The following is a 26,799-nucleotide window of genomic DNA, read 5'->3' as shown; positions in this document are numbered from 1 at the left end:
GGGTGGTTAAGAAGTACTCACGGGCGGGTGAGTGTGCGCCACAGGAACATGAACGTCAGCGCCGACTTGAACGCGGCCTGAGCGTTGTCCGCGGCCCCGCCGTGTCCACCTTCGATGTTCTCGTAGTACCAGACTTCGTGGCCCTGCTCCTCGAGGAGGGCGGTCATCTTGCGGGCATGGCCGGGATGGACCCGGTCGTCCCGCGTGGAGGTGGTCACCAGGATCGGTGGGTACTCGGCGGTGGCACTGGTGTTCTGGTACGGCGAGTACTCGCTGATGAACTTCCAGTCCTCGGGATCGTCGGGGTCGCCGTACTCGGCCATCCACGACGCCCCGGCCAACAGCAGGTGGTACCGCTTCATGTCGAGGAGCGGCACCTGACATACGATCGCCCCGAAGAGTTCGGGGTAGCGGGTCAGCATGACGCCCATCAGGAGACCGCCGTTGCTTCCACCTTGAGCCGCAAGTTGCTTCGTGGTGGTGATGCCGCGCGCGACCAGGTCGCGCGCGACTGCGGCAAAGTCCTCGAACACTTTGTGACGGCCTTCGCGGACGGCCTGGGTGTGCCACGACGGGCCGTATTCACCGCCACCGCGAATGTTGGCGACGACGTACGCACCCCCGCGTTCGAGCCAGGCGAAGCCGACCGACCCGCTGTATCCCGGCACCATCGAGTTCTCGAACCCGCCGTATCCGTACAGGAGTGTGGGGCAGGGACCGTCGGCGTCGTCGCGGCGTACGACGAAGTACGGGATCTCCGTTCCGTCGTCCGAGGCGACGAAGTACTGGGACACCGAGATTCCGTCGGCGTCGAAGAACGAGGGCGCCTGCTTGACAGGTTCCAGCGGTCCGCCGACGGTGCCGTAGAAAAGAGTTGCGGGAGTAGTGAATCCGCTGCTGTTGACGAAGAAATTGTCCCCGCTGCGCGCATCCGTGCTGATGACACCGCTGGCCGTGAGTTCGGGCACGCCGTCGAGCGGCTTCTCGTCCCAGCCGGTTTCGGTGGGCGTGAGCACCGACAATCTGGTCTGCACGTCCGAGAGGGTGACCAGAAGCAGGTGGTTGCGAGTCCACGTGCCCTGTTCCAGGGATGTGTGCTCGTCGGGTGTGAACAGCGGCGTCAATTCCCGCGAGCCGGCGAGATAGTCGGCGTAGTCGGTGACGAGCAGCGAACCCGCGGGATAGATGGTGCCGTCCACCTCCCAGTCGGTGCGCGGGCGGACGGTCAGCCAGTCGCGGTAGACGGACGTTCCGGCGTCGTCGGGCGTGTCGATGCGCAACAGCGAACCGTCCGGCAACAACTCGTACCGTTCGGAGTTGTAGAAGTCGATCGATCGGCCGACGAAGTGCCGCTCGTATCCGGGAGTGTCGTCGTAGGAGGCGCCCACCGACACGTCGGTGCTCTCGCCCTCGAACACGGTGACCGCCTCGGACAACGGGGTACCGCGATGCCAGCGCTTCGCGATCCTCGGATAGCCGGAATCGGTCATCGAGCCGTCACCGAAGTCGGTGCCCACGTAGACGCTGTCCTCGTCGATCCAGCTGATGCTGGTCTTGGCTTCCGGGACGTCGAAAGGATTGTCTGTGACGAATTGTCGTGTGTCCAGGTCGAACTCGCGAACCACAGACGCGTCGGCGCCGCCCCGCGAGAACGACAGCAACGCGCGGGTCTGTGCTGGGCGCAGGACACTCGCCCCTGCCCACACCCAATTCTCACCCTCGCGCTCGGCGAGTTCGTCGACGTCGAGCAGCACGTCCCACTGCGGGTCCTCGGAGCGGTATTCCGCCAGGGATGTGCGCCGCCAGATTCCGCGCTTGTGCTCACCGTCGCGCCAGAAGTTGTACAAATAGTCACCGCGCAGGGCGACGTAGGGAATGCGCGCATCGGTATCCAGCAATTCCAGGATCCGGCCCTCGAGCGCGGAGAACTCCGAGTTCTCGGTGTACTCGCCGACGGTCCGCGCGTTGCGTTCCCGCACCCAGTCGAGAGACCGGTCAGCGGTGACATCTTCGAGCCAGAGATAGGGATCCGTCATGACGGCCATTGTTGCAGGAAGACCTCGGATAGCCTCGGCGGCGTGAGTGCACCCGGGCAGTACCCGTTGTGGGAGCAGCACTGCTGCCTGCCGCTGACACCATCGGCAACTATCGACGAGCTCCGCCGTTACCGCCGTCCGGCCGGCAGCTACGTGTCGGTGAACATCGGGTACTCCCCGCAGGACAGGGCGGCGTCGACGGCGATCGCCGAGAACTTTCGTGCCCAGGCCGGCGGTGACATCGAGTTGGTGACGCGGCTCGACGACGTCGACGCGATACGCGGTGCCGGTGGTATCGCGCTCGCCTTCGACCTGGAAGATTCCGCCCCGCTCGACGGCGACCTCGCCAACGTGGCCCATTTTCACCGTCTGGGCACACGATCGCTGCTGCCCACGTACAACCATGCGAATGCCGCCGGGTGCGGTTGCCTCGACGCCCACGACACCGGGCTGACCGGCTACGGCCGCGACCTCGTGCGGGAGATGAATCGGGTGGGGATGACCGTGGACGGCTCCCACTGTTCGATACGTACCGGACTCGACCTTGCCGCAGTTACCGAGCGCCCCATGATCTACAGCCACTCCAACCTGCGGCGATTGTGGGATCACCCTCGCAACATCACCGACGATCAGGCCCGCTCCTGCGCGGAGACGGGTGGCGTGATCGGGATCAACGGGGTCGGCATCTTTCTGGGTGTCAATGGGCCGGACGACCATGCCCGACGGTTGTCGGCGATGGCCGACCACATCGAGGAGGCGGTCGATCTGGTGGGTCCCGCGCACGTCGGCATCGGCTCGGACTACTCGTTCGACGCCGCGGACTTCGTCGCCGAGATCACGAACAATGCGGGCTCGTTCTCGGACGCGTATACGGCGTGGGGTCCGCTGCAGTGGGTACCGCCGGAGGATGTGCTGACTCTCGATCGCGTTCTGCGGAATCGGGGGTTCGACGAGCCCTCCATCGAGGCCGTATACGGGGGAAATTTCGCCCGTGTCGCGGCGGCAGTCTGGGCTACTGGCGGGTAACACGACCGAGGTGAGACACCGAATCCGGACGGGACTACCCTGGACAACCGTGACCTCACACTATGACGTCGTTGTCCTCGGAGCCGGTCCCGGTGGGTACGTCGCTGCTATCCGCGCGGCACAGCTGGGATTGAGTACCGCCATCATCGAGCAGAAGTATTGGGGTGGTGTGTGCCTGAACGTGGGCTGCATCCCCTCGAAGGCTCTTCTCCGTAACGCCGAGCTTGCGCATCTCTTCACGAAAGAGGCCAAGCTGTTCGGCATCACCGGTGAAGCGTCCTTCGACTTCGGCGCCGCCTACGACCGCAGCCGCAAGGTCGCGGAGGGGCGCGTCAAGGGCATCCACTTCTTGATGAAGAAGAACAAGATTCCCGAGTACGACGGCAAGGGCACCTTCACCGACGCCAACACCATCGAGGTCGCACTGACCAAGGGTGGCACCGAGACGGTGACGTTCGACAACGCCATCATCGCGACCGGTTCGACCACCAAGTTGCTGCCGGGTACCTCGCTGAGCGAGAACGTCGTCACCTACGAAGAGCAGATCATGACCCGGGATCTGCCGGGATCGATCCTCATCGTCGGGGCCGGGGCGATCGGCATGGAGTTCGGGTACGTCCTGAAGAACTACGGCGTGGACGTGACCATCGTCGAGTTCCTCGACCGGGCGCTGCCCAACGAAGACGCGGACATCTCCAAGGAAATCGAGAAGCAGTACAAAAAGCTCGGCGTCAAGGTCAGAACCGGCGCGGCGGTGCAGAGCATCGACGACGACGGCAGCAAGGTCACCGTCTCGATCAAGGACAACAAGAGCGGTGAGATCGAGACCGTCGTGGTCGACAAGGTGATGCAGTCGGTCGGCTTCGCCCCCCGCGTGGAGGGCTTCGGCCTCGAGAAGACCGGTGTCCAGCTCACCGATCGCGGTGCCATCGGGATCACCGACACGATGCAGACGTCGGTGCCGCACATCTACGCGATCGGTGACGTGACGATGAAGCTGCAGCTCGCCCACGTGGCCGAGGCGCAGGGTGTGGTGGCGGCCGAGACGATCGCCGGCGCCGAGACGCTGCCGATCGAGGACTACCGGATGATGCCGCGCGCCACGTTCTGCCAGCCGCAGGTGGCCAGCTTCGGTCTCACCGAGCAGCAGGCGAAGGACGAGGGCTACGACATCAAGGTGGCGAACTTCCCGTTCGCCGCCAACGGCAAGGCGCACGGCCTCGGTGACTCCACCGGCTTCGTCAAGCTGATCTCCGACACCAAGTACGGCGAGCTGCTCGGCGGCCACCTCATCGGCCCCGACGTCTCCGAGTTGCTGCCCGAGCTGACCCTCGCGCAGAAGTGGGATCTCACCGTCAACGAGCTGGCCCGCAACGTGCACACCCACCCCACCCTCAGCGAAGCCCTGCAGGAGGCCATCCACGGCCTCGCCGGGCACATGATCAACTTCTGATCCACGACACAAAACGAGGCCCGCACAGATCCTGTGCGGGCCTCGTTTCGTGTATGTGGGCCTAGTTCTGGTCGGTCCGGCGTTCGGCGTACTTCTGCTGCGCCGCCCACACTTCGGGCATCCGCAACTCGACCAGTTCGATCAGGCCGACGAGACGTCCGGCGATCTCGGCACCGAGCGGTGTCAGGCTGTATTCCACCTTCGGGGGTATCGCCTCGAGTACGTCGCGGACCACGAGTCCGTCTCGTTCGAGCGCTTGGAGGGTCTGCGACAGCATGCGTTCACTGACTCCGTCGACACGTCGGCGTAGTGCGCTGAAGCGGTAGTTGCCCTCGGCCAACGCCGCGAGCGCGAGCACACCCCATCGGCCGGTGACGGTCTGCAGGGTTTCGCGAGAGGTGCACCCGCGGGCGAAGACGTCGGCTTCCAGGTTGTCTGCGGCCTCGCGCGGTGTCTGTTCGAGCTCGGACATGCGCACCACTCTACCCCTCAACGGAGAAGTACTTACCGCCGATGTTGCACTTACAAATAGTTAGTGCATAATGGGACGTGCGCGCTTGAAACAACAACCCCCACGCTAGGAGTTCCCATGACCATCGCCGTCACCGGTGCCACAGGACATCTCGGCCGCCTCGCCGTCGAGGCTCTTCTCGACAAGGGCACCCCCGCCGGGGAGATCGTGGCGCTCGTTCGCACACCGGCCAAGGCCGCCGACCTGACCGGCAAGGGCGTCGATGTCCGGCAAGCCGACTACAGCGACCGCGCCTCGCTCGACAAGGCGCTCGGTGGTGTCGACAAGCTGCTCCTCGTGTCGGGTTCCGACGTCGGGCAACGAGTGATTCAGCACGGCAACGTCATCGATGCGGCGAAGGCAGCCGGTGTCGGGTTCATTGCCTACACCAGCGTCCTCGATGCGCAGAAGAGCCCGCTCGGACTGGCTGCCGAGCACCGCGCCACCGAGGATCTGCTCGACGGGTCCGGAATCGACTTCGCCTTGCTGCGCAACGGCTGGTACTGGGAAAACTACCTGGGCGCTGTGGCAACGGCCCGGGAGACGGGTTCCTTGTTCGGCAGCGCAGGGAACGGCATCATCGCCGGGGCCGCGCGCAAGGATTACGCCGAGGCGGCCGCCGCCGTCTTGATCGCCGACGGGCAGGCGGGAGCGGTGTACGAGCTCGGTGGCGACGAGCGGCTGACATACGAACAGCTGGCCGAGGCCCTCTCCACGGTGGTCGGTAACCCGGTGTCGTACAAGGATCTTCCGCAGGACGAGTACGCCGCCCTCCTCGAAGGCGCCGGCTTGCCGGCACCGGTGGCGCAGATGCTCGCCGATTCCGATGCGGGAGCAGCCACCGGCGCCCTCGACACGCAGAGCGGCGATCTGCAGAAGCTGATCGGCCGCCCGTCGACCCCGGTGGCCACCGTCCTCGCTGTGAGTACTTCTTAACCGCCCGCTGTTAAGAAGTACTCACGGGACGCGAAGCGGCAAGGTAGGCAACCCAACTACCGAATTCGGTGATGTCCGTGGCCCCGTCGACCGCGTCGTGGGTGCAGCTGAAGCCCACCACGGCGCGGCCGTCGGACAGTTCGACACTGGTCAGTGCCATCGGCGCCGGAAGTGCCGCCAGGAATCGTCCCAATCCGGCGGGGGAGACTCGGAACAACTCTCCGACGATGGGTGCGCCCGTGCCGGGGCCCCGGCGCACCAGCCCGGGTTTGGGGGGTGTGGTGGCAAGTGCGGTGAGCCGGTACGCGTCGGTGGTGGTGACGGTGTCCACGAAACGGGCACCGAGGTCCTCGAGTTGGAAATGGAGAGGCTGCCCGCGCAGGTGGGCGCCGAATACGGCGAGCTCGACACCGTCCTCGACCAACGCCGGCGCGGGAACACCGGTGAGCCGGGCAGCGAGGTCGACGGCCACCTGATCGGCGAACCCGGGTACCACGATCATCACCCCGAATGGTGCACCCGCCGCCGTGGGCATGCCGGGTACCGCGACGGCCGCCATGTCGAGCAGGTTGCAGAAGTTCGTGTATGTGCCCATTCGCCGGTTGATGTCGATCGGCTCGGCCTGGACCGCGGCGATGGTCGGGTGCTCGGTGGTGGTCGGCAGGAGCAGCCCGTCGAAGCCGGCGAGGAGGTCCCGGGTCTGCGCCTTGACGCGAACGAGGGTGTCGAGGTCGGCCACCAACTCGTGGCCTGCCGGCCGCCTCGCGGACCCGACGATGGCGGTCACCACCGGATCCGCCCCGGCAGGCGCCGTGTCGAGGAACCGTCCGACGGCGGTGTACCGTTCCGCGACGACCGCACCGTCGTAGAGTAGCCGGGCAGCGTCGAGCAGTGCGGAGATGTCTACCGTGTCGACGCGAAAGCCTTTGTCGGTCAACGCTTGTACCGTGTCGTCGAATGCCTGCCGGTAGTCGGCGCCGAGCGCGGTGAGGTCCTCGTCGCGCGGGATGGCGACCCGTGGCTGCGCGGGTGCCGCCAACCTCACGTCGGCCGGCCAAGCCCGGCTGCGCGGGTCCCTCGACGCCGGCCCGGCCATGATCCGTGCCGCGGCGGCGGCGGTGTCGAGTTCGGTGGCGAACACCGTGACACAGTCGTAGTCGACACAGGCGGGGACGACGCCGTCCGCGGGGATCACACCCAGCGTGGCCTTGATACCGACGAGACCGTTGAAGGCCGCGGGCACCCGACCCGAACCGGCGGTGTCCGTGCCGATCCCGATGTCGGCGATGCCGAGGGCCACGGCGACGGCCGAGCCGGAGCTCGAGCCACCGGACACCCGCTCGGGGTCCCACGAGCAGCGCACCGCCCCATAGGGACTGCGCGTGCCCACCAGGCCGGTGGCGAACTGGTCGAGGTTCGTCTTCCCGAGGACGATGGCACCCTGATCGACCAGTCGGCGGACGGCGGTCGCGGTGTGGTCGGGCACGTAGGCGAACTCGGGGCACCCCGCGGTGGTGGTCAGTCCCGCGACATCGATGTTGTCCTTGACTGCCAGGATCTGCCCGGCCAGCGGGAGGTCTTCGCCTGCAGCGAGTCTCGATTCGATGGCGGCCGCGTCGGCATAGACGTCCTCGGCGGGCCGAAGTGTGATCCAAATTTCCGGACGGTCCACCGCGGCGATCCGCCGGAAGGCGTCGTCGACGCGTTCGGTGGGCGAGAGGGTAATTCTGGTGGGCCCCAGCTTGTTGGCATCGACACTCACACTCATCAGTTCTCTGCTCCGATCACGAAGAGGGGGGCGCCGGGCTCGACGATCGATCCCGGTGAAACAAGCACTTGCAGAACCGTTCCGGAGGCGGTGGCAGGCACCGGCATCTCCAGTTTCATGGCCTCGAGCACCACGGCGTTGTCGCCGAGCCGGACCCGCTGCCCGACCTCGACCTCGACTCGCCACACGCTGCCCACCAGCGGAGCTTCGACGACGACCGCACCGGGTGGCAGGTCGAGGGGCGGCTGTTCGGGGAGGGGTGGCGGTTCGACGCGGTCGTATTCACCGGACGCACGCCACGCAGACTTCTCGGCGTCGAAAGCCGCCGACTGCCTGCTATTGAACGCTGCGATCGACTCGGCGTTGTCGGTCAGGAACTTCAGGTGATCGGCGAGTGCGAAGGTGCCCTCGGAGATCTCGGTATCGAACCGGCCCGCCACGGCCTGCTCGCGGTACTTCCGCAGTTCCTCCGGGGTCACCGGTTCCCAGACGATGCGGTCGAAGAACCGGAACATCCAGGGTGTGCCCTCGTCGAAGGGGCGGTGCTGCCGGTAACCGGACCAGATGGGTACCGTGCGCCCGATCAACTGGTAACCGCCCGGCGACTCCATGCCGTAGACGCACAGATACTTTCCGCCGATGCCGACGGCGTCGGACGGCGTCCAGGTGCGTGCCGGGTTGTACTTGGTGGTGACCAGGCGGTGCCGGGGGTCGAGTGGCACGGCCAGCGGGGCACCGAGATAGACGTCACCGAGCCCGAGGACCAGGTATTCGGCATCGAACACGGTGTCGCGCACGTCGTCGACACTGCCCAACCCATTGATGCGCCGGATGAATTCGGTGTTGGAGGGCAACCAGGGAGCCTCGTCCCGGACGCCGCTGCGGTAGCGGTCGATCGCCTCCGCGATGGAGGGGTCGTCGAAAGACAACGGTAACCGGACAGTTCGGCTCGGGACGACCAGGTCGTGCGTGGCGGGCAGCAGTTCCTCGATGTCCTGCAGGATGTCGAGTAGGCGGCCACCGGGGAGGACGTCGGGGTCGAAATGCAGGTGCAGCGACCGCACCCCGGGCGTGATGTCGATGATGCCGCGCACCCCGCGTCGCATCAACTCTTCCGACAGCGCGTGCACCCGCATCCGGAGTCCCAGGTCGAGTTGTTGTTCACCGTATTCGACGAGGATGTTGTCGTCCCCGCCGCGAAGGTATGCCACCGCGGGGCGGTCCAGGACGGGCCCGGTTCGCCCCAGAACGCCTCCGTCGGCCTTGGCAGGAGTCCGGACTCCTCGCGGAACATCGAGGGCGCGAGAGGAATCGGATCGCCGAAGTTCGTGCGCATCGGACTCGGACACCGCCACGAAGCGCACCCGGTCACCCGGTCGGATCTGCCCCAGCTTCCACCGGTGGGCGCTGACGACCGTGAGCGGGCAGGCGAAGCCACCGAGACTCGGGCCGTCGGGACCGAGGAGGATCGGTGTGTCACCGGAGACGTTGAGAGCACCCACGCTGTACGGGTTGTCGTGCAGGTTCGACGGGTGGAGTCCTGCCTCGCCGCCATCGGTCCGCGACCAGGTGGGTTTGGGTCCGTCGAGGCGGAGACCCGTGCGATTGGCGTGCGTCTGCACCTTCCACGTGGTGTCGTAGAACTGCGCCATGTCCGATTCGGTGAAGTACGACGGCGCAGCCTGCGGACCCTCGGTGACCGCCAGATGCCACAGGTGAGTGCAGTGGGGACGCGACTCCTTCGGAACGGGGTGTGGAGTGCCCAGGCCGCCGGTGTCGTCGACGAGTCCGAGTACGTCCCCGGTGGCAACTGCCTTACCGGTGATGCCGCCGAAACCACCGAGCGGGAAAGTGGAAGCGCTGCCGTGAAAGAGCGGTGCGTCGATGCCGCCGCGGACGGCGAGGTACGTGCGCAGACCGGTGTCGGTGGGACTGCCGATGTCGAGAACGGAACCGGCGGGCACCTCGACCGGCTCCCACAACGGGACGGCGTCGCCATCGATCGTGACCGGTGCATCCGCGCCGCCGACACAGATCAGGGTGGCATCGGAGAACTCGAGTCGCGGACCCTGCAGGGTGCACTCGAGGCCCGGCGCCCCGGCAGGGTTGCCGACGGCGGAGTTCACGAGCTGGAACGAAAGGTCGTCCATCGGTCCGGACGGCGGAATGCCGACGCTCCACAGCCCGGTGCGGCCTGGATAGTCCTGCACGGTGGTCATGGTCCCTGCCCGGAGGACGTCGATACGACGGCCCGTCGAACGGAAGTCGGTGAGAAAGCCGGTGGTATGGACGGCGTCGAGAACGTCCGCGGCAGAACAGATTCGCCGCAGCTGCGGCAGGTTCGTCTGAATTCCGTAGATGTGCGTGTCGGACAGGGCCTCGGCCAACGCGGCGAACGCACCCGTGCGCCGATGCCCGCGAGTGATCACCTTGGCGAGCATCGGGTCGTAGTACGGGCTCACCTCGGTGCCGGTGTCGACCCACGTCTCCACCCGCGTGTGGGCAGGAAACTCGACTCCGGTGAGCCGCCCCGCGCTGGGGCGGTAGTCGTGGCCCGGGTCCTCGGCGTAGATCCGGGCTTCCACCGCTGTACCGACGATGTCCGGTCCGGTGTCGGGGAGGCCCTCGAGCATCGACGAATCTCCTCGTGCGAGCCGCAGCATCCACTCGACCAGATCGATACCGGTGACTTCCTCGGTGACCGGATGTTCCACCTGCAAGCGGGTATTCATTTCGAGGAACGACGCCTCGCCGCGATCCACGTCGTAGACGAACTCGACCGTCCCTGCGGATCGGTAGTCGACGGACGACGCCAGCATGCGGGACGAACTCAGCAATCGCTCGACGACGTCATCGGGCAGTCCGGGTGCGGGAGCCTCCTCCACCACCTTCTGATGGCGCCGCTGAAGCGAGCAGTCGCGTGTGCCGAGACTGAGGGTACGTCCGAGGCCGTCACCGAAAACCTGCACTTCGATGTGCCGCGCCCGGGCGACGAAGCGTTCGAGGAACACACCGGAAGACGAGAAGTTCGCCTCGACCAATCGCTGGACGCGGTCGTACGCTTCCGTGAGGTCGCCGGCGTCGAAGCAGGCCTGCATACCGATTCCGCCGCCACCACCGACTGCCTTGATGATCACCGGGTATCCGATATCCGAGGCTGCGGACAGCGCCGCATCCACCGAATCGAGGAGGCCGCTGCCCGGAACGAGCGGAACCCCCACGGCTAGAGCCTTTTCCCGGGCGGTGTGCTTGTTCCCGAAGATTCGGAGCTGTTCCGGTGTGGGCCCCACGAAGGCAATGCCCGCCGACTCGGCTGCGGTGGCGAAGGCGTCGTTCTCGGAGAGGAACCCGTACCCGGGATGGATTGCGCCCGCGCCGGTGGCCAGCGCAGCCTCGACGACGGCATCGGCGCGTAGATACGACTCGGCTGCGGGAGCGGGTCCGAGTCGCACCGCGATGTCGGCCATCTCGACGTGCGCAGCCGCCACATCGGCGTCGGAATACACCGCCACCGTCTTGAGTCCCAGAATGTGCGCCGAGCGCATGATGCGACAAGCGATCTCGCCCCGATTCGCTACGAGGAGCGTGTCGAACGAGTACTCGACCGGCGGCGTATTCATCCCTGTGGACATGCTTGTATACGCTAAGGACGTCGTGTTGCGCGGAGATTTCTCGCGGTAAAGCGTGGGTTAGTAGAACCTCTCGCGCGCCGTCATGGCGTGGGTATTACCGGCGGCACGTAGTCGAAAGTCATCCCGAGTAGCCACACCAGGAGCAGAACCACCGGCAGGTGGAACATGAACTGCAGGAATGTGAATCCGACGAGGTCGCGGGCGCGCAGCTTCAGCACCGCCAGGAGTGGCAGCATGAAGAACGGATTGACGAGGTTGGGCAGTGCCTCGGCCACGTTGTAGATCTGAACCGTCCAGCCCAGATTCATCTGGACGTCGGTGGCCGCCTGCATGACATACGGAGCCTCGACCAGCCATTTTCCGCCGCCGGAGGGGACGAAGACCCCCAGCACCACGGTGTAGATGGCGATGACGACCGCGAAACTCCCGCCGCCCCCGATGTTCGTGAAGAACTCCGCAAGGTGTTCCGAGATGGTGAGACCCCCGTTGCCCTCGGCCTCGGTGAGGATCGCGGCCATCGCGGCATAGAGGGGAAACTGGACGAGAATACCGGCCGTGGCCGGTACAGCGAGATTGACAGCTTGCAGGAACTTGCGGGGTGTCCCGTGCAGCACCAGGCCCAGCATGAGGAATACGAGCAGATATCCATTCAAACTGCTGACAACGGTGAGCACCGGCTTCGTGACGAGCTGAGAGACCAACCATCCCAGCGTCATCAGGGCGGCGAGGACCGGCAGGATACGGCTGTACTCGAGCCACTCTCCCGGCCGTGAGCGCGGCGCCACCTCGGCGGGCTGGTCGTCTACATCGACATCCAGTTCTTCGGCAGTCTTGATGGCGGCACCCCTCGGCGCGGAGAAATGCGCAATCGCCACGGTCAGCGCGGTGATAATGGCACACATGAGCAGTGACTGCCACGTGAAAATCGTGTCACCGAAGTCGAGGACGCCGGTGATCTGCAGCAGTGCCGGAGGCAGCGAGGTGGCAGTGGCCTGCAGTTGCGCGGCCGAAGAGGACATGCCGAGCGCCCACACGGCGCCCAGTCCCATGAAGGCCGCTGCGCCGAGAGCGCGATAGTCCACACGTAGATCGGTCCGGCGGGCGATCGCACGGGCCAGCAGACCACCGAAGACGAGACTGAGTCCCCAGTTCAGGAAGGACACCGACATCGACAGGAATGCAACGACACTCACCGCACTGCTGGCGGTGCGCGGCACGGTGGCCAACCGGTCGATCAGCCTGGCGACCGGTGGCGAGGTGGCCACGACGTATCCGGTGAGTACCACCATGGCCATCTGCAGGGTGAAGGCAGTGAGATCCCAGAAGCCGTCACCGAAAGCATCGACGACCGCTTGCGGGGAGGAACCGTTGGCCAGAGCGGCGACGGCCACGAGGACCACACCGGCCAGCGCGAAAACGTAGGCGTCCGGAAACCACTTCTCGGTCCAGGTGGCGAGTGACTGGGCGACCCGTGCCAGTCCTCTTTCGGAGCTGGTTCTCTGGGCGGTGTCCGTCATTCGTTGATCCCCATCTCTGTGCGATGTCCACTCGTTCGAGCTGTGGCGCGGTGCGTCACAGCTCAGTCGGTGAAGTATCGATGCAGACTTCAACGCAGACAAGGCAGACATACGCAGACACCGACTGCAGAAATGCAGAAACAGGAAAGGCGTCACCGTGGACAAGTACGACTGCAAGAAGGAGCGCAAGCAGCTCTACGCGCCGAGCGCCGGAGGGTTCGCTCTGGTCGACGTCCCGGAGCTGACCTATATCGCAGTGGACGGACATGGTGACCCGAACACCTCACCCGAGTACGCCGCGGCCGTCGAGGCGCTGTATGCCACGGCCTACACCATCAAATTCGCCAGCAAGAATATTCGCGGTCGCGATTTCGTCGTCGGTCCGCTCGAAGGTTTGTGGCGTGCCGCCGACCCACGCAGCTTCACCAACCGCGACAAGGACAGCTGGGACTGGACCATGATGATCGTGCAACCCGACTGGATCACCATGGCCGACATCGAGGATGCGCGGTCGGCGGTCGCCGCCAAGAAGGAGCTTCCCGCTCTCGATCTGCTGCGCCCGCTCACGTTCATCGAAGGCGTAAGCGTGCAGATCCTGCACCTCGGCTCCTACGACGACGAGGCGCCTACCCTCGCCCGACTACACGACGAGTTCATGCCCGAGCACGGACTGGTCTTCAACGGCGATCATCACGAGATCTACCTCAGCGACCCCCGGCGGACGGCACCGGCGAAACTCCGGACGGTTCTCCGGCAGCCCGTCCGCCCGGCGTAGCGAAGGGGAGTGGACCGGACCGCGGCGTCTACGTGTAGTCCCGCTCGATCCGCAATGTGCCGATGGTCGTGGCCAGCGCGTCGTATTGCGTGACCAGGAAACAGAACTCGATCAGCTGGCGGTCGTCGAAGTGGGCGCTGAGCGCCGACCACGCTGCATCGTCGAGATTGTCGGTGGTGACGAGTTGGTCGACGGCCGTGAGGATGGCGCGGCGGCGCACATCCCAGCCCTCGGCGTCCGGACCGTCGAGCACCTGCTGGAGAAGGGCCGGGGTGACGCCGGCGCGGCGTCCGAGACGGACGTGGTGATCCATCTCGTACCCGCACTTCCGCAGATGAGCGACGCGGAGAATGATCAGTTCGGTCTCGTGCCGGGAGATCTTTCCACCGGGCATCAACTTGCTGGAGTAGCGCAGCCACGCCCGGAACAGGCCCCTCGCGCGGCCGACCGTGCTGAAGAGATGCGCGTCGGGAACACCGGCGACGGTCGAAATGATCCGCCACAACACCCAGTTGACCGGTCCGAGCTCCTTCAGCCGTCCTGGTGGAATGCGTGCGCTCATGCCGCTCCCTTCCGTCGAGACTGTGTTACCGAGCGGTAGCAAGACGCTAGCACTCGCTCGGCTTCCCGGTCGAGAAAGGGAGCCCGCGCGAGGGGAACGCGGTCTCAATCCCGGACGGCCCACGCCATCCGCGCCAGCGAAAGCGCCTGTTCGGCGCGTTCGATCACCACTTCTCGCGACTCGCTGATGTGCGCCAGCAGGGTGTCGTAGGCGGCATCGAGTTTGCGATCCAGGGTCAGTTCTGCCACCGCGATGTGCTCGTCGATGGTCGCAGTCATGCGGTCGGGGGTGAGGTAGTCGAACATCCGCACCGGTCGTACCTTCGCATTCACGTTGACGAGGGCGTCCGACAACGCTGTGTTGCCCGCGGCCCGCAACAGAACGGTGTGGAACTGCTCGTCGAGTGCCACGAACCCAGCGTCGGGCTCCGGAGTGTCCTTGCGCAGGGCGTACCACTTGTCGAGTTCGGGTCCCAGGACGTCGGGGTCGTGCTGCCTCGACTCGTCGTCCCTGACCCGTGCGATGCCCTGCAGTTCGAGTGTGATGCGGAGTTCGTAGAGCCCGGCGAGTTCGTCGATGCGCGGACGGTACGGAAAGAGCCCACCCACATCGCGTTGCACGAGCCCGTCCGCCAGCAGACGAGCCAGGGCCTCCCGTACCGGCGTCCGGGACACGCCGTACGTCTCGGCGAGGCGTTCCTCGCCGAGACGCTGTCCGGGCGGAATTCGTCCGCTCATCAGGTCGGTCCGCAGCGCGAGGTACACCTGGTCGCTGAGTGGACCGGCTGATTCTCGGCGAGCCATCAGATGGCCATTGCCGCGCGGACGTCGGACACCGCGGTACGGACGTCGGTCTCGGGTGCGGCGCCACCGGCACCCGACGACGTGACCCGCCCCGACTCGAGCACGTAGTAGCGCTCCGCCGATTCGAGTGCGAAGCCGATGTGCTGCTCGACGAGCAGGACGCCGAGCCCGCCCCGACGCGTGAGCTCCATGATCGTTCGTTCGATCTCCGCGACCACGGACGGCTGAATGCCCTCGGTCGGTTCGTCGAGAATCAACATCTTCGGCTCGGTGATGAGCGCCCGGGCAATGGCCAGCTGCTGACGTTGACCACCCGAGAGGAGACCGGCACGTCGGTCGAGAAGGCCACGCAACGCGGGAAAGAGATCGAGTGCCTCCCCGATGAGTTCCTTCCCGCGCTTGCGGCCGTCGGCAACCACTTGGAGGTTTTCGGCGGTGGTCAGCTGCCCGAACGACTGCTGGCCCTGCGGGACGTACGCGAGGCCGCGCGCCACGCGGGCGCTCGGGCGCAGCGCCGTGACGTCCTCGCCGTCGAACAGCACCCGCCCGGAAGCGACCTTGATCAGTCCGACCGCAGCCCGCAGAAGCGTCGTCTTGCCCGCGCCGTTGTGACCCATCACCGCTGCCACGCCGTCCGACGGCACCGTCAGCGAGACCCCGTGGATCACTTCGGTCCGGCCGTACCCGGCCCGGATGTCGTCAAGCTCGAGCATCGCTGTCCTCCTTCGAAACCTCGGGCTGCAACTCGGGAGCGGCGCCGGCGGCGGCCGTCCCGAGGTACACCTCCTGCACACGCGGGTCTGCCTGCACCTGTTCGACGGTGCCCTCGCTCAGCACCTTCCCGGCGTGCAGCACGGTCACCGACGTGGCGAACGCGCGCATGAAATCCATGTCGTGCTCGACTACGACGACGGTCCGTTCACCGCCGATGCGGCGCAACAGGTTTCCCGTCTCTTCCCGCTCCTCGGAACTCATCCCGGCAACCGGCTCGTCGAGCAGGAGAACCGAGCAGTTCTGCACCAGCAGCATCCCGATCTCGAGCCACTGCTTCTGCCCGTGCGCAAGAATCCCGGCCGGGGTGTCGCGGAGGCTGCCGAGACCCGTGACCTCGAAAGCCTCCTCGATGGCGGGGAGCACCGTCTTGCGGCGGCGCAGCAGGGTGAGTGCCGAGCGGCCCGCACCCGCGGCGATATCCAGATTCTGGAGAACCGTCAACTCCTCGAACACACTCGCAGTCTGGAACGTGCGTCCCACCCCGAGCCGGGCGATGCGGTGCACCTTCTTGCCGATCAGCTCGACACCGGACTTGGTGACCGATCCCGTCGCAGGGACGAGCCCGGTGATGGCGTCGACGAGCGTGGTCTTGCCTGCACCGTTGGGTCCGATGAGGAACCGCAGATCACCCTGCAACAGAGTGAGATCGACGCCGTCGACAGCCTTGAACCCGTCGAAGCTGACGCGTAGATCGCGCACCTCGAGGTACTCGCTGGACATCCCGGCGTTGCCGCCGAGCACAGGTTCCTTGGACGTGGTGGACGTGGTCATCGCGCCATCTCCATTCGTTCCGTCGACTCCGTGTCGTCCTCCGGTCCGGGCGAGGAAGGTTCGTCGGGGGACGCCTTCTGCCTGCGTTTCAGCAGTGCGAACAGTCCGGCGACACCGGCCGGGAAGAATCCGACCACCACGATGAACAGCAGGCCCTGGGCGTAAATCCATCCGGAGGGGAAGGACTCCGAGAAGGCACTCTGTGCCCACGCGACACCGATCGCACCCAGAACCGGACCGAGCAGGGTGGCGCGGCCACCGATGGCGACCCCGATCAGGAAGGCGATCGAGGGAACGATTCCGACGTCGGCGGGGGAGATGATGCCGACGATCGGCACGAACAGCGCACCCGCGATCCCGGCGAAGAAGGCGGCGGTCACGTAGGCGACGAGCTTGATGTTCGCCGGGTCGTACCCGAGGAAGCGGACACGCTCTTCCTGGTCACGGACGGCGACGAGCAGTTCACCGTAGCGGCTGTTCATCAGTTGCCGCACGATCGCCACCACCGCGAGGAGAACACCGGCGGTGATGAAGAAGAGCATCTGCTTGTTGGCGGGATCGTTCAGGTTGAAACCGAAGAAGGTGCGGAACCGATTGAGGCCGTTGCTGCCGCCGGTGGTCTGTTGCCCGACGAGCAGGATCGCGAACGCGGCAGCGAGTGCTTGACTGAGGATCGCGAAATACGCTCCCTTCACCCGGCGTTTGAACACGCCGAGACCCAGCGCGAAAGCGACGAGTCCGGGGATCAGCAGAATGCCCAGCACCGTCACGACCGGCGACGTGAACGGCACCCAGTAACCGGGCAGGGCGCGGATACCGGCAATCTGCATGAAGTCCGGCACGGTGTCGCCGCGGAGTTGGGCGTCGGAAATCTTCAGATGCATGGCCATCATGTAGGCGCCGAGCCCGAAGAACACGCCCTGCCCGAGGGTGAGCATCCCGCCGCGGCCCCACGCGAGGCCGATACCGACCGCGACGATCGCGAAGCACAGGAACTTCCCGAGCAGGCTCAACCGGAAATCACTGAGAACGGCAGGGGCGGCGACGAACAGGAGAAGGGCGGCGAGCGCGAAGCCCGCCCACGCACGGTAACGGCCACTCGTCAGGATGCTCATACGAGACTCCTCGTCTTGACGGCGAACAGGCCCTGTGGCCGAACCTGGAGGAACACCACGATGACCACGAACACGATGACCTTGGCGATCGACGCCGTGGTCGAGTACTCGATGAACGAGTTCAACAGGCCGAGCGCGAACGCGGCGATCACCGCACCCTTCATCTGCCCCAGACCGCCGACCACGACCACCAGGAAGGCGTCGATGAGGTAGCTCTGACCGATGGTCGGGCTGGTCGAACCGATCAGGGTGAGCGCCACACCCGCGACACCGGCGAGACCGGATCCGATGAAGAACGTCGTCACATCGGTACGGCGACTGGAGATTCCACTCGTTTCGGCCAGATCGCGGTTCTGCACGACCGCCCGTATACGACGTCCCATCGACGATCTCTTCAGTGCCAGCGACAGCGCCACCACCGACGCAACGGCGAGCACGAGGATGAACAGACGTGTCTTGGGGACCACCGCTCCCAAAATCTCCACACCGCCCGAGAGCCACCCCGGTGCGACGACGTTGACCGCCGGCGCACCGAAGATGTCCCGCGCGAGCTGCTGCAGGATCAAGCCCACACCGAACGTCACCAGCAGGGTGTCGAGCGGCCGGTGGTACATGCGTTTGACCAGAGTGACCTCGAGGAGGACGCCCATGGCACCACCCACCACGAAGCCGACGAGTAGAGAGACGAACAGGGATCCGGTGGCGCTCGAGATCACCTGCTGCACCACGTAAGCCGTGTACGAGCCCGCCATGATGAACTCGCCGTGGGCCATGTTGATGACGCCCATCTGACCGAACGTCAATGACAGTCCCAGCGCTGCGAGCAACAGGATGGATCCGATACTCAGCCCGGTGAACAACTGCCCGATCACTACATCCATGGATGCATGTCCTCTCTCCCTCTACTCGTCGGACGTGGTACTAGCTACCGAGCGACTCGGCCCAGGGGTAGGACGTCAGGTACGGGTCCGGCTCGATCGGGGTGCCGGAATCCCACACCGTGTAGATCAGGCCGTCTCCCCGGATCTCACCGATTCGGGCCGTCTTGCTGATGTGGTGGTTGGAACCGTCGATCGTGACCTTTCCCTCGGGGGCGTCGAACGTCACTCCGTCCGCGTTGGCCTGAATGTCAGCCGTAGCAAACGAATTCGCCTTCTCGACGGTGTTCTTCCACAGATAGACGGAGGTGTAGGCGGCTTCCATCGGGTCCGACGTCGGCTTGGCGGCGCCGTACCGCGCCTTGTACGCGTCGACGAACGTCTTGTTCTCCGGCGAATCGATGGTCTGGTAGTAATCCCAGGCCGTGAGCTGGCCTTCGATGTTCTGGACCCCGATACCGCCGACTTCCTCCTCGGCGATCGACACCGACACGACGGGCATGTCCTGGGCGGTCAGCCCCACGTTCTTGTACTCCCGGAAGAACGCGACGTTCGAGTCTCCGTTGAGCGTGTTGAACACGGCATCTGCGTCGGCGGAGCGAACCTTGTTGATGATGGTGGAGAAGTCGGTGGAACCGAGCGGCGTGTAGTCCTCGCCCTTGATCTCGATGCCGTTGGCCTCGGCGTAGGCCTTGATGATGCGGTTCGCGGTCTGTGGGAACACGTAGTCGCTACCCACCAGGTACAGCGACGTGACGCCCTTCTCCTTCAAGTAGTCGAGGGCAGGAACGATCTGCTGGTTGGTGGTGGCACCCGTGTAGAAGATGTTCTTCGAATCTTCGAGACCCTCGTACTGGACGGGGTAGTAGAGCAGGGAATTGTTGTCCTCGAACACCGGAAGCATCGCCTTGCGGCTCGACGAGGTCCAGCCGCCGAAAACCGCTGCGACACAGTCGCTGCTGATCAGCTTCTCGGCCTTCTCGGCGAACACGGTGGGTTCCGAAGCGCCGTCCTCGGCCACGATCTGAATCTTCTTGCCGAGCACGCCGCCCGCGCTGTTGATCTCGTCGACCGCGAGCGCGATCGAATCCCGGACGGTCACCTCACTGATGGCCATGGTGCCGGACAGCGAGTTCAACGACCCGACCTTGATCGTGTCCCCGGAGGTGTCCACGCAGGATGCCGCGGTGGACTCCGTGGCCGTGTCGGATGCCTTGCTGCCGCAACCGGTCAGCACGAGCCCGATCGCGGCGAGCGCGGTCGGTGCAGCGAGGGCGCGCTTGGAGAAGGTGCGCATGTACGGGCCTTTCCGTCGGAGGAGGTGGGGAACCCCGTATTCCGGAACGGATGTATCCGCCCCACGTATACAGAGGTGTATTCGTGGGGCGAACATTAAGCCGCGGTTGTTGCGCCTGAATGTCTGTCGGTGACGTGTTCGTGTCGCGAATTACAGACGTGTGAACAAGCGCTCACAGCGGCAGCGGTGCGCGGCGGAAAGTGCAGTCTGTCACCGAATGAGGTAGGGGGACACCGAACTGCGGTGTTCGCTGATGTCGAGTTGCTTGCCCAGGGGCGGAAAAGCCCGTTGTGGGCAGTTGACTCGCTCGCACACCCGGCAGCCGGCTCCGATCGGCGTCCCGGGATTCGACTCGTCGAGGTCCAGTCCGTCGCCGTAGACCAGGCGGTGCGCGTGTCTGATCTCGCAGCCGAGCCCGATCGCGAAGATCTTGGCAGGCTGCCCGTAGCGGGCGGCGCGACGCTCGACGGTGCGAGCGACCCAGAGGTACCGGCGGCCGTCGGGCATCTGCGCGATCTGGTTCATGATCTTGCCCGGGTACGCGAACGTCTCGTAGACGTTCCACAGCGGGCAGGTGCCACCGCTCGTGGAGAAGTGGAAGCCTGTGGCGGATTGGCGCTTCGACATGTTCCCGGCGCGGTCGACGCGCACGAACATGAACGGGACCCCGCGCAGCTTCGGCCGCTGCAGGGTGGAGAGGCGGTGGCAGACCGTCTCGTAACTGACCGAGTAGAACGCCGACAGGCGCTCGATGTCGTAACGGAAATCCTCGGCGACGTCGTGGAACTGCCCATAGGGCAGCACGGTCGCGGCGGCGAAGTAGTTGGCGAGTCCGAGCCGGGCCAGCGCCACCGACTCGTCGCTGGTGAAGCCGCCCTCCGCCACCATCTTGTCGAGGAGGTCGCCGTACTCCAGGTAGGCCAGTTCGGTGGCGAACTTGAACACCTGCTGCCCGCCCGAAAGGTGCGGCGAGATCTCCAGCACCCGCGACTCGGGGTCGTACCGGTGCAGCACGTTCTCACCCAGGTCGATGCGGCGAACGATCTGTACGTCGTGCACCGTTTCCAGCCTGCGGGCGATCTCACCCCCCACGTCGCCGCGGTGGAAACGCAGGCGGGCGGTGAGCTCTTCTGCAGCAGTATCGAGCTCGTGCAGGTAGTTCTGACGCTGGTAGAAGTAGTCCCGGACCTCTTCGTGCGGCATTGTGATGGAACCGCTGCCGCTGCCGTCGCTGAACCGGTCCTCCGTGGCCGCCGCCAGCTGCGCGGTGGTGTTGCGGAACCGGCGATGCATGTTGACCATGGCCTTCGCCAGGCCTGGATGCGACGCCACCATGTCCGCGATCTCCTGAGCGTCGGCGTCGATACCCATCTCCTGATCGAGGGCAACCTCCCGCATCTCGGCGATCAGGCGGGTGTCGTCCTGGGAGGCGAAGAAGGTGGTGTCGACGCCGAACACCTCGCTGATGCGCAGCAGAACCGGCACGGTGAGCGGCCGGACGTCGTGCTCGATCTGGTTGAGGTAACTGGCGGAGATTTCCAGCGTCTTGGCCAGTGCTGCCTGGCTCATGCCTCGTTCGGTGCGGAGCTGACGCAACCGGGTACCGACGAAGGTCTTCGACATTTCCCCAGCCTACGAACGGTTCGCGGGGTTCGCAAGAGGGGCTTCGCAGCCTTCGCGGGTGCTGTAGTCCCGGGGCGAACGTACCTTCCGGCGCTGTGGACGCGCCGAAAGGTACATTCGCCCCCGACGCCGGTCCGGCCATCGGACGCGAGCGCGGTAACGGCCGCGAGTGCGGTATCCGCCCCGATCGGTGATTGCCATCACAACCGGTTCGTCGAGGGGTGTGCCGCCCGGGGGAAAGTGCGGGCCGCAGGGGCGCAATTACCTGTGTACGAGGGGTTGCGTGCATTGTGTTCGCGACCTGCATGTTCTTACTACTGGCGGGTATCTTTCCTCGCCGACAGGGTAGGTCGTCACCCATTCCTTCTTCGCAAAGTTTGCAAGGCTGGATGAAAAGCTAGCGAAGATTGGCAGTAGCAACAGGTAGACGGCACTTTTTGTGTGTGTCATTCTCGATGAGTAACTAGGAAGGGCCTGGCAAGGATGTGAAGCAGTACATCCGTACCGGACCAGCAGATCGAAGAGATGGAGTCTTGATGTCGACCACCGGCACCCCGAAGACCGCAGCTGAGATTCAGCAGGATTGGGACACCAACCCGCGCTGGAAGGGAGTAACCCGCAACTACACGGCGGAGCAGGTCACCAAGCTCCAGGGCACCGTTGTCGAAGAGCAGACCCTCGCACGCCGTGGTTCCGAGATCCTCTGGGACCTCGTGAACAACGAGGACTACATCAACTCGCTGGGCGCGCTGACCGGCAACCAGGCCGTTCAGCAGGTTCGTGCAGGCCTCAAGGCCATCTACCTCTCCGGCTGGCAGGTCGCCGGTGACGCGAACCTGTCCGGACATACCTACCCGGACCAGAGCCTCTACCCGGCCAACTCGGTTCCGCAGGTCGTGCGTCGCATCAACAACGCGCTGCTGCGCGCCGACGAGATCGCCAAGGTCGAGGGCGACACGTCCGTCGACAACTGGCTCGCCCCGATCGTCGCCGACGGTGAAGCCGGTTTCGGTGGTGCACTCAACGTCTACGAGCTGCAGAAGGCCATGATCGCGGCCGGTGTCGCCGGTTCGCACTGGGAGGACCAGCTCGCGTCGGAGAAGAAGTGCGGCCACCTCGGTGGCAAGGTGCTCATCCCCACGCAGCAGCACATCCGCACCCTGACCTCGGCTCGCCTCGCGGCCGACGTCGCGGACGTTCCCACCGTGGTCATCGCACGCACCGACGCCGAGGCCGCAACCCTCATCACGTCGGACGTCGACGAGCGCGACCAGCCGTTCCTGGACGGCACCCGCACCGCCGAGGGCTTCTTCGGTGTCAAGAACGGCATCGAGCCCTGCATCGCTCGCGCCAAGGCTTACGCGCCGTACGCCGACCTCATCTGGATGGAGACCGGCGTGCCGGACCTCGAGGTCGCCAAGCGGTTCGCCGAGTCCGTGCGCAGCGAGTTCCCGGACCAGCTCCTCGCCTACAACTGCTCGCCGTCCTTCAACTGGAAGGCGCACCTGGACGACTCGACCATCGCGAAGTTCCAGAAGGAGCTCGGCGCGATGGGCTTCAAGTTCCAGTTCATCACCCTCGCCGGCTTCCACTCGCTCAACTACGGCATGTTCGACCTGGCTCACGGCTACGCCCGCGAGGGCATGACCGCCTTCGTCGACCTACAGGAGCGCGAGTTCAAGGCAGCCGAGGAGCGTGGCTTCACCGCCATCAAGCACCAGCGTGAGGTGGGTGCCGGCTACTTCGACAGCATCGCCACCACGGTCGACCCCAACACGTCGACGGCAGCTCTGAAGGGTTCCACCGAAGAGGGTCAGTTCCACTGATCCTTGTCCACAACAAGGATTCGACCGATCACGGTGTGACCTGATCAATCCCGACCCCCGGGAGGGGCCTGTTCCAGGGCCCCTCCCGGGGCGACGACTCCACTAGACGAAAAAGGAGCTGACGACGTGACCAGCGACAAAATTCAGCGCGTCGGCGTTATCGGCGCCGGGATCATGGGCGCCGGAATCGCAGAGGTGTGCGCTCGCGCGCACGTCGATGTTCTGGTGTTCGAGCAGACCCGTGAGCTTGCGGCTGCAGGGCGATCACGCATCCTGCGTTCGCTCGACCGCGGTGTGAGCAGCGGCAAGATCACCGAACGTGAACGTGAACAGGCGGCCTGGCGGCTGCGGTTCACCTCCGATCTCGGTGATTTCGCGGATCGCCAGCTCGTCGTGGAGGCCGTCGTCGAGGACGAGAAGGTGAAGAGTGACATCTTTGCCGAGCTCGACTCGGTCGTGACGGATCCGAATGCCGTGCTGGCATCCAACACGTCGTCGATCCCGATCATGAAGCTGGGCATTGCCACGAAGTCCCCGGAACGGGTCATCGGGATGCACTTCTTCAACCCCGTTCCTGTGCTTCCCCTCGTCGAGCTCGTGACCACGCTCAAGACGAGCAAGGCGGTGGCCGAGCGGGCCGAGGCCTTCGCGAGCGATGTGCTGGGCAAGCAGGTCGTCCGCTCCGCGGACCGTTCCGGCTTCGTCGTCAACGCCCTGCTGGTGCCGTATCTGCTCTCCGCCATTCGCATGGTGGAGTCGGGGTTCGCCACCAAGGAAGACATCGACAAGGCAACGGTGCTCGGCCTCGCACACCCGATGGGTCCGCTCGCGCTGACCGACCTGGTGGGTCTGGACACGGTCAAGTCCATTGCCGACTCCATGTACGAGGAGTTCAAGGAGCCCCTGTACTCGGCACCGCCGCTGCTGCTGCGCATGGTCGAGGCGGGACTCGTCGGCAAGAAAGCGGGCGCCGGCTTCTACGAGTACGCCGAGAACGGCCGGGCCAGCAAGAAAGCAAGCTAGTAGGTAGGTAGGCGACTACCCTGTGCGCCTTTCACGACCCCGGTTGTGAGAGGCGCACAGGTGCATCGAGTCCGCGGTGCTTTCCGCCCCCGGACTGAGCCCAGAAAGGTCGACCGCATGTCCAGCACCGCAACATACGGATCCAGCATCCTGGGGTATCCCCGCATCGGGCCGCACCGCGAACTCAAGCGCGCACTCGAGTCCTACTGGCATGGCACCAGCACGAAGGCAGAACTCGTCGCCGTCGGGCGGGATCTGCAGGAAGAGACGTGGAGTGAGCTCGCCGCGACCGGTTTGACCCAGGTCCCGGGCAACACGTTCTCGTACTACGACCACGTACTCGACAACGCGCTGCTGTTCGGTGCGGTGCCCGAGCGGTTCGCCGCGCTCGAAAGCGACCTGGATCCGCTGGACTTCTACTTCACGATGTGTCGCGGCCGGCCCGACTTCCCGCCTCTCGAGCTGGTGCGCTTCTTCGGCACCAACTACCACTACCGCCAGCCCGAACTGGACGAGAACACCACCTTCTCCCTGCGTTCGGACACACTGATGGACGAGTTCGCACGGGCGAAGGCGCGCGGAATCGAACTGCGTCCCGTCGTGCTCGGCCCGGTGTCGCTGCTGCTCCTGTCGAAGGTGGGGCCGGCGTCCCGGCGGCACGGCTTCTCGACGCTCGACCTGCTGGACGAGATCCTGCCGGAGTACGAGCTGTTGTTCGAGCAGCTCGCGAAGGCCGGCGCCACGTGCGTCCAGCTCGACGAACCGTCGTTCACCGAAGACCGCACCCCCGAGGAGCTGGCCGCGCTCGCGCGTGCCTACGAGAAGCTGTCGCACGCACCGCTGCGTCCCCGCATCCTCGTCACCGGGCCGTACGGACACCTGGGTGAAGCACTCGCCCTCCTCGCCGCGACCAAGGTCGAGGCTCTCGGTCTCGACCTGGTCAGCCACCGGATGAGCGCCGACGACCTGGCGAAGATCCCCGGCATTCGGCGCAAGCGCATCTACGCCGGTGTGGTCGACGGCCGCAACGTGTGGCGGGTCGACCGGTACAACACCCTGACGTACCTGAACACGATCAAGGACGTCGTGCCGGATCTCGTGGTCTCGACGTCCACGTCGTTGCTGCACGTTCCCTACGACGTGTTGTCCGAGTACGACATCCAGGGTGACGTGGCAGACCGGCTGGCGTTCGCCAAGCAGAAGGTCGGCGAGGTCGTGTCGCTCGCGAAGGCTCTCACCGAGGGGCCGTCGGAGAAGTGGCGCAAGCGCCCCACTTCGGTGCACTTCAAGCTCAAGCACGCCGTGCGTGCCCGGGTCAATGCGATCACGCCGTCCGACCGTGTGCGGGTCTCGTACGAGGAGAGGCGCGTCGCGCAGCAGGAGCGGCTGAATCTGCCCCTGGTTCCCGCGACGACGCTCGGCTCGTTCCCTCAGACGACCGAGATCCGTCAGGCTCGCTACGAGCTGGGGGAGGGACGCCTCGAGTGGGACGAGTACTACAAGCGGATCCAGGCAGAAATCGAGAACACCATCCGGTTGCAGGAAGACATCGGCCTGGACGTTCTTGTGCACGGCGAGCACGAGCGCAACGACATGATCCAGTATTTCGCGGAGCTGCTCGAGGGCTACGCGTACACCCACAACGGCTGGGTGCAGGCCTATGGTTCGCGGTGCACGCGTCCGCCGATCCTCTACGGGGACGTGTCGCGGCCCAAGCCGATGACGGTCGAGTGGATCTCGTACGCACAGTCTCTGACGGACAAGCCGGTCAAAGGCATGCTCACCGGTCCGGTCACGATGATCGCGCGGTCGTTCGTCCGCCAGGATCAGCCGTTGTACGAAACCGCGGACCAGCTGGCGTTGGTGATCCGCGACGAAATCGCCGATCTGGAGGCCGCGGGTATCGCGATCATCCAGGTGGACGAGCCGGCCATCCGTGAGCTGCTGCCTCTGCGCGAGGACGGTCGTGAGGCGTATCTCGAGTGGGCTGTCGATGCGTTCCGCCTCGCCACCGGTGGTGCGAAAGCGGAGACGCAGATCCACACCCACCTCACCTACACGAGCCGCGCGTCGGTCGTCGATGCCATCGAACGCCTCGACGCGGACGTCACTGCCATCGTGGCCACCCGGTCCATTACCTGGGTGCTCGATGCGCTCAAGGAACGGGCGCTGACTCACGGGGTCGGTCCCGGTGTGTACGAGAGCAGGTCGGCGCGGATCCCCGATATCGACGAGCTGGACGAACTGCTCACCGAGGCCAGCGAATCCGTCTCTCTCGAGCGGCTGTGGGCCAACCCCGACGGGGGTCTCAAGACCCGTCACTATTGGCAGTTGGAACCCTCGCTGCGCAATCTGGTGGCGGCCGCGCGGCGGCTCCGCCGCCGGGCCGAGAAGGAAGAACTCGAGGACTGAGTCGATTCGTCCGGGCGGGCCGTTGTCCTCGGACACGGCCCGCCTGGACGCCGACCGACGC

At 65.4% G+C, this 26,799-nt stretch carries 20 protein-coding genes; 7 read left to right on the top strand and 13 right to left on the bottom strand.

From position 1 onward, the window contains the following. Positions 1-17 precede the first annotated feature (17 nt). On the bottom strand, positions 18-2,036 hold the full coding sequence (locus tag L1080_RS18085; RefSeq protein ID WP_250775042.1) for a prolyl oligopeptidase family serine peptidase: 2,019 nt from the start codon (positions 2,034-2,036) through the stop codon (positions 18-20). A 42-nt stretch (positions 2,037-2,078) separates the two neighbouring features. Between L1080_RS18085 and L1080_RS18080 the strand changes: the two genes are divergently transcribed. Both L1080_RS18080 and lpdA read left to right on the top strand, forming a co-directional pair. Continuing rightward, positions 2,079-3,062, top strand: coding sequence for a dipeptidase (locus tag L1080_RS18080; protein WP_250775044.1), 984 nt, complete (start codon positions 2,079-2,081; stop codon positions 3,060-3,062). 49 nt (positions 3,063-3,111) lie between these two features. Next, the gene (gene lpdA / locus L1080_RS18075; protein ID WP_159920162.1) at positions 3,112-4,515 is read left to right on the top strand and encodes a dihydrolipoyl dehydrogenase; all 1,404 of its coding nucleotides are present in this window, start codon (positions 3,112-3,114) and stop codon (positions 4,513-4,515) included. 61 nt (positions 4,516-4,576) lie between these two features. Here the strand turns inward: lpdA and L1080_RS18070 are convergent, their stop codons facing one another. Next, positions 4,577-4,987, bottom strand: coding sequence for a winged helix-turn-helix transcriptional regulator (locus L1080_RS18070; protein ID WP_250772809.1), 411 nt, complete (start codon positions 4,985-4,987; stop codon positions 4,577-4,579). Positions 4,988-5,104: 117 nt separating this feature from the next. On the opposite strand from L1080_RS18070, the gene L1080_RS18065 reads away from it, so the two are divergent. Continuing rightward, a complete protein-coding gene (locus tag L1080_RS18065; RefSeq protein ID WP_250772807.1) occupies positions 5,105-5,962 on the top strand; it encodes an SDR family oxidoreductase in 858 nt (285 codons plus the stop codon). A gap of 10 nt (positions 5,963-5,972) precedes the next feature. Here the strand turns inward: L1080_RS18065 and atzF are convergent, their stop codons facing one another. The 3 genes from atzF to L1080_RS18050 form a co-directional block, all read right to left on the bottom strand. Beyond that, the gene (gene atzF / locus L1080_RS18060; protein ID WP_250772841.1) at positions 5,973-7,724 is read right to left on the bottom strand and encodes an allophanate hydrolase; all 1,752 of its coding nucleotides are present in this window, start codon (positions 7,722-7,724) and stop codon (positions 5,973-5,975) included. A gap of 5 nt (positions 7,725-7,729) precedes the next feature. Beyond that, positions 7,730-11,362: an urea carboxylase gene (gene uca / locus L1080_RS18055; RefSeq protein WP_250772805.1), complete on the bottom strand. Its 3,633-nt coding sequence runs from the start codon at positions 11,360-11,362 to the stop codon at positions 7,730-7,732. A gap of 80 nt (positions 11,363-11,442) precedes the next feature. Further along, entirely contained in the window at positions 11,443-12,879 is a 1,437-nt protein-coding gene (locus L1080_RS18050) for a short-chain fatty acid transporter (protein ID WP_250772803.1), read from the bottom strand. Between the two features lie 157 nt (positions 12,880-13,036). Here L1080_RS18050 and L1080_RS18045 point away from each other — a divergent pair, with 157 nt between their 5' ends. Further along, positions 13,037-13,654, top strand: coding sequence for a GyrI-like domain-containing protein (locus L1080_RS18045; protein WP_250772801.1), 618 nt, complete (start codon positions 13,037-13,039; stop codon positions 13,652-13,654). A 28-nt stretch (positions 13,655-13,682) separates the two neighbouring features. Here L1080_RS18045 and L1080_RS18040 read toward each other — a convergent pair whose 3' ends face one another. The 8 genes from L1080_RS18040 to ramB all read right to left on the bottom strand — a co-directional run bounded on the left by L1080_RS18040 (position 13,683) and on the right by ramB (position 21,477). Beyond that, a complete protein-coding gene (locus tag L1080_RS18040; RefSeq protein ID WP_159920172.1) occupies positions 13,683-14,216 on the bottom strand; it encodes a carboxymuconolactone decarboxylase family protein in 534 nt (177 codons plus the stop codon). A gap of 104 nt (positions 14,217-14,320) precedes the next feature. Further along, positions 14,321-15,019, bottom strand: coding sequence for a GntR family transcriptional regulator (locus L1080_RS18035; RefSeq protein ID WP_159920174.1), 699 nt, complete (start codon positions 15,017-15,019; stop codon positions 14,321-14,323). Further along, positions 15,019-15,732 (bottom strand): urea ABC transporter ATP-binding subunit UrtE, encoded by a 714-nt coding sequence (gene urtE / locus L1080_RS18030; protein WP_250772799.1) that lies wholly within the window; start codon positions 15,730-15,732, stop codon positions 15,019-15,021. The genes L1080_RS18035 and urtE overlap by 1 nt, the downstream gene beginning before the upstream one ends. Next, positions 15,719-16,564 carry an urea ABC transporter ATP-binding protein UrtD gene (urtD, locus tag L1080_RS18025; protein WP_109327725.1) on the bottom strand — a complete coding sequence of 282 codons (846 nt, stop codon included), beginning with the start codon at positions 16,562-16,564 and terminating at the stop codon, positions 15,719-15,721. The genes urtE and urtD overlap by 14 nt, the downstream gene beginning before the upstream one ends. Beyond that, the gene (gene urtC, locus L1080_RS18020; RefSeq protein ID WP_250772797.1) at positions 16,561-17,679 is read right to left on the bottom strand and encodes an urea ABC transporter permease subunit UrtC; all 1,119 of its coding nucleotides are present in this window, start codon (positions 17,677-17,679) and stop codon (positions 16,561-16,563) included. Before urtC ends, urtD begins: the two co-directional genes overlap by 4 nt. Next, the gene (gene urtB, locus L1080_RS18015) at positions 17,676-18,560 is read right to left on the bottom strand and encodes an urea ABC transporter permease subunit UrtB (RefSeq protein ID WP_109327729.1); all 885 of its coding nucleotides are present in this window, start codon (positions 18,558-18,560) and stop codon (positions 17,676-17,678) included. The genes urtC and urtB overlap by 4 nt, the downstream gene beginning before the upstream one ends. 40 nt (positions 18,561-18,600) lie before the next feature. Continuing rightward, a complete protein-coding gene (gene urtA / locus L1080_RS18010; RefSeq protein WP_159920180.1) occupies positions 18,601-19,854 on the bottom strand; it encodes an urea ABC transporter substrate-binding protein in 1,254 nt (417 codons plus the stop codon). Positions 19,855-20,064: 210 nt separating this feature from the next. After that, positions 20,065-21,477, bottom strand: coding sequence for an acetate metabolism transcriptional regulator RamB (ramB, locus tag L1080_RS18005; protein WP_109327734.1), 1,413 nt, complete (start codon positions 21,475-21,477; stop codon positions 20,065-20,067). 536 nt (positions 21,478-22,013) lie between these two features. Here ramB and aceA point away from each other — a divergent pair. From aceA to metE, 3 genes are all read left to right on the top strand, one after another. Next, positions 22,014-23,303, top strand: coding sequence for an isocitrate lyase (aceA, locus tag L1080_RS18000; protein WP_109327738.1), 1,290 nt, complete (start codon positions 22,014-22,016; stop codon positions 23,301-23,303). A 126-nt stretch (positions 23,304-23,429) separates the two neighbouring features. Further along, positions 23,430-24,326, top strand: a complete 897-nt coding sequence (locus L1080_RS17995; RefSeq protein ID WP_109327740.1) for a 3-hydroxybutyryl-CoA dehydrogenase — start codon at positions 23,430-23,432, stop codon at positions 24,324-24,326. A 117-nt stretch (positions 24,327-24,443) separates the two neighbouring features. Next, on the top strand, positions 24,444-26,738 hold the full coding sequence (gene metE / locus L1080_RS17990; protein ID WP_159920182.1) for a 5-methyltetrahydropteroyltriglutamate--homocysteine S-methyltransferase: 2,295 nt from the start codon (positions 24,444-24,446) through the stop codon (positions 26,736-26,738). Positions 26,739-26,799 lie beyond the last annotated feature (61 nt).

It is taken from the genome of Rhodococcus sp. MSC1_016 (assembly GCF_023667485.2).
Lineage (GTDB): Bacteria > Actinomycetota > Actinomycetes > Mycobacteriales > Mycobacteriaceae > Rhodococcus_F > Rhodococcus_F oxybenzonivorans.
This window is presented reverse-complemented; position numbering and strand designations above follow the sequence as displayed.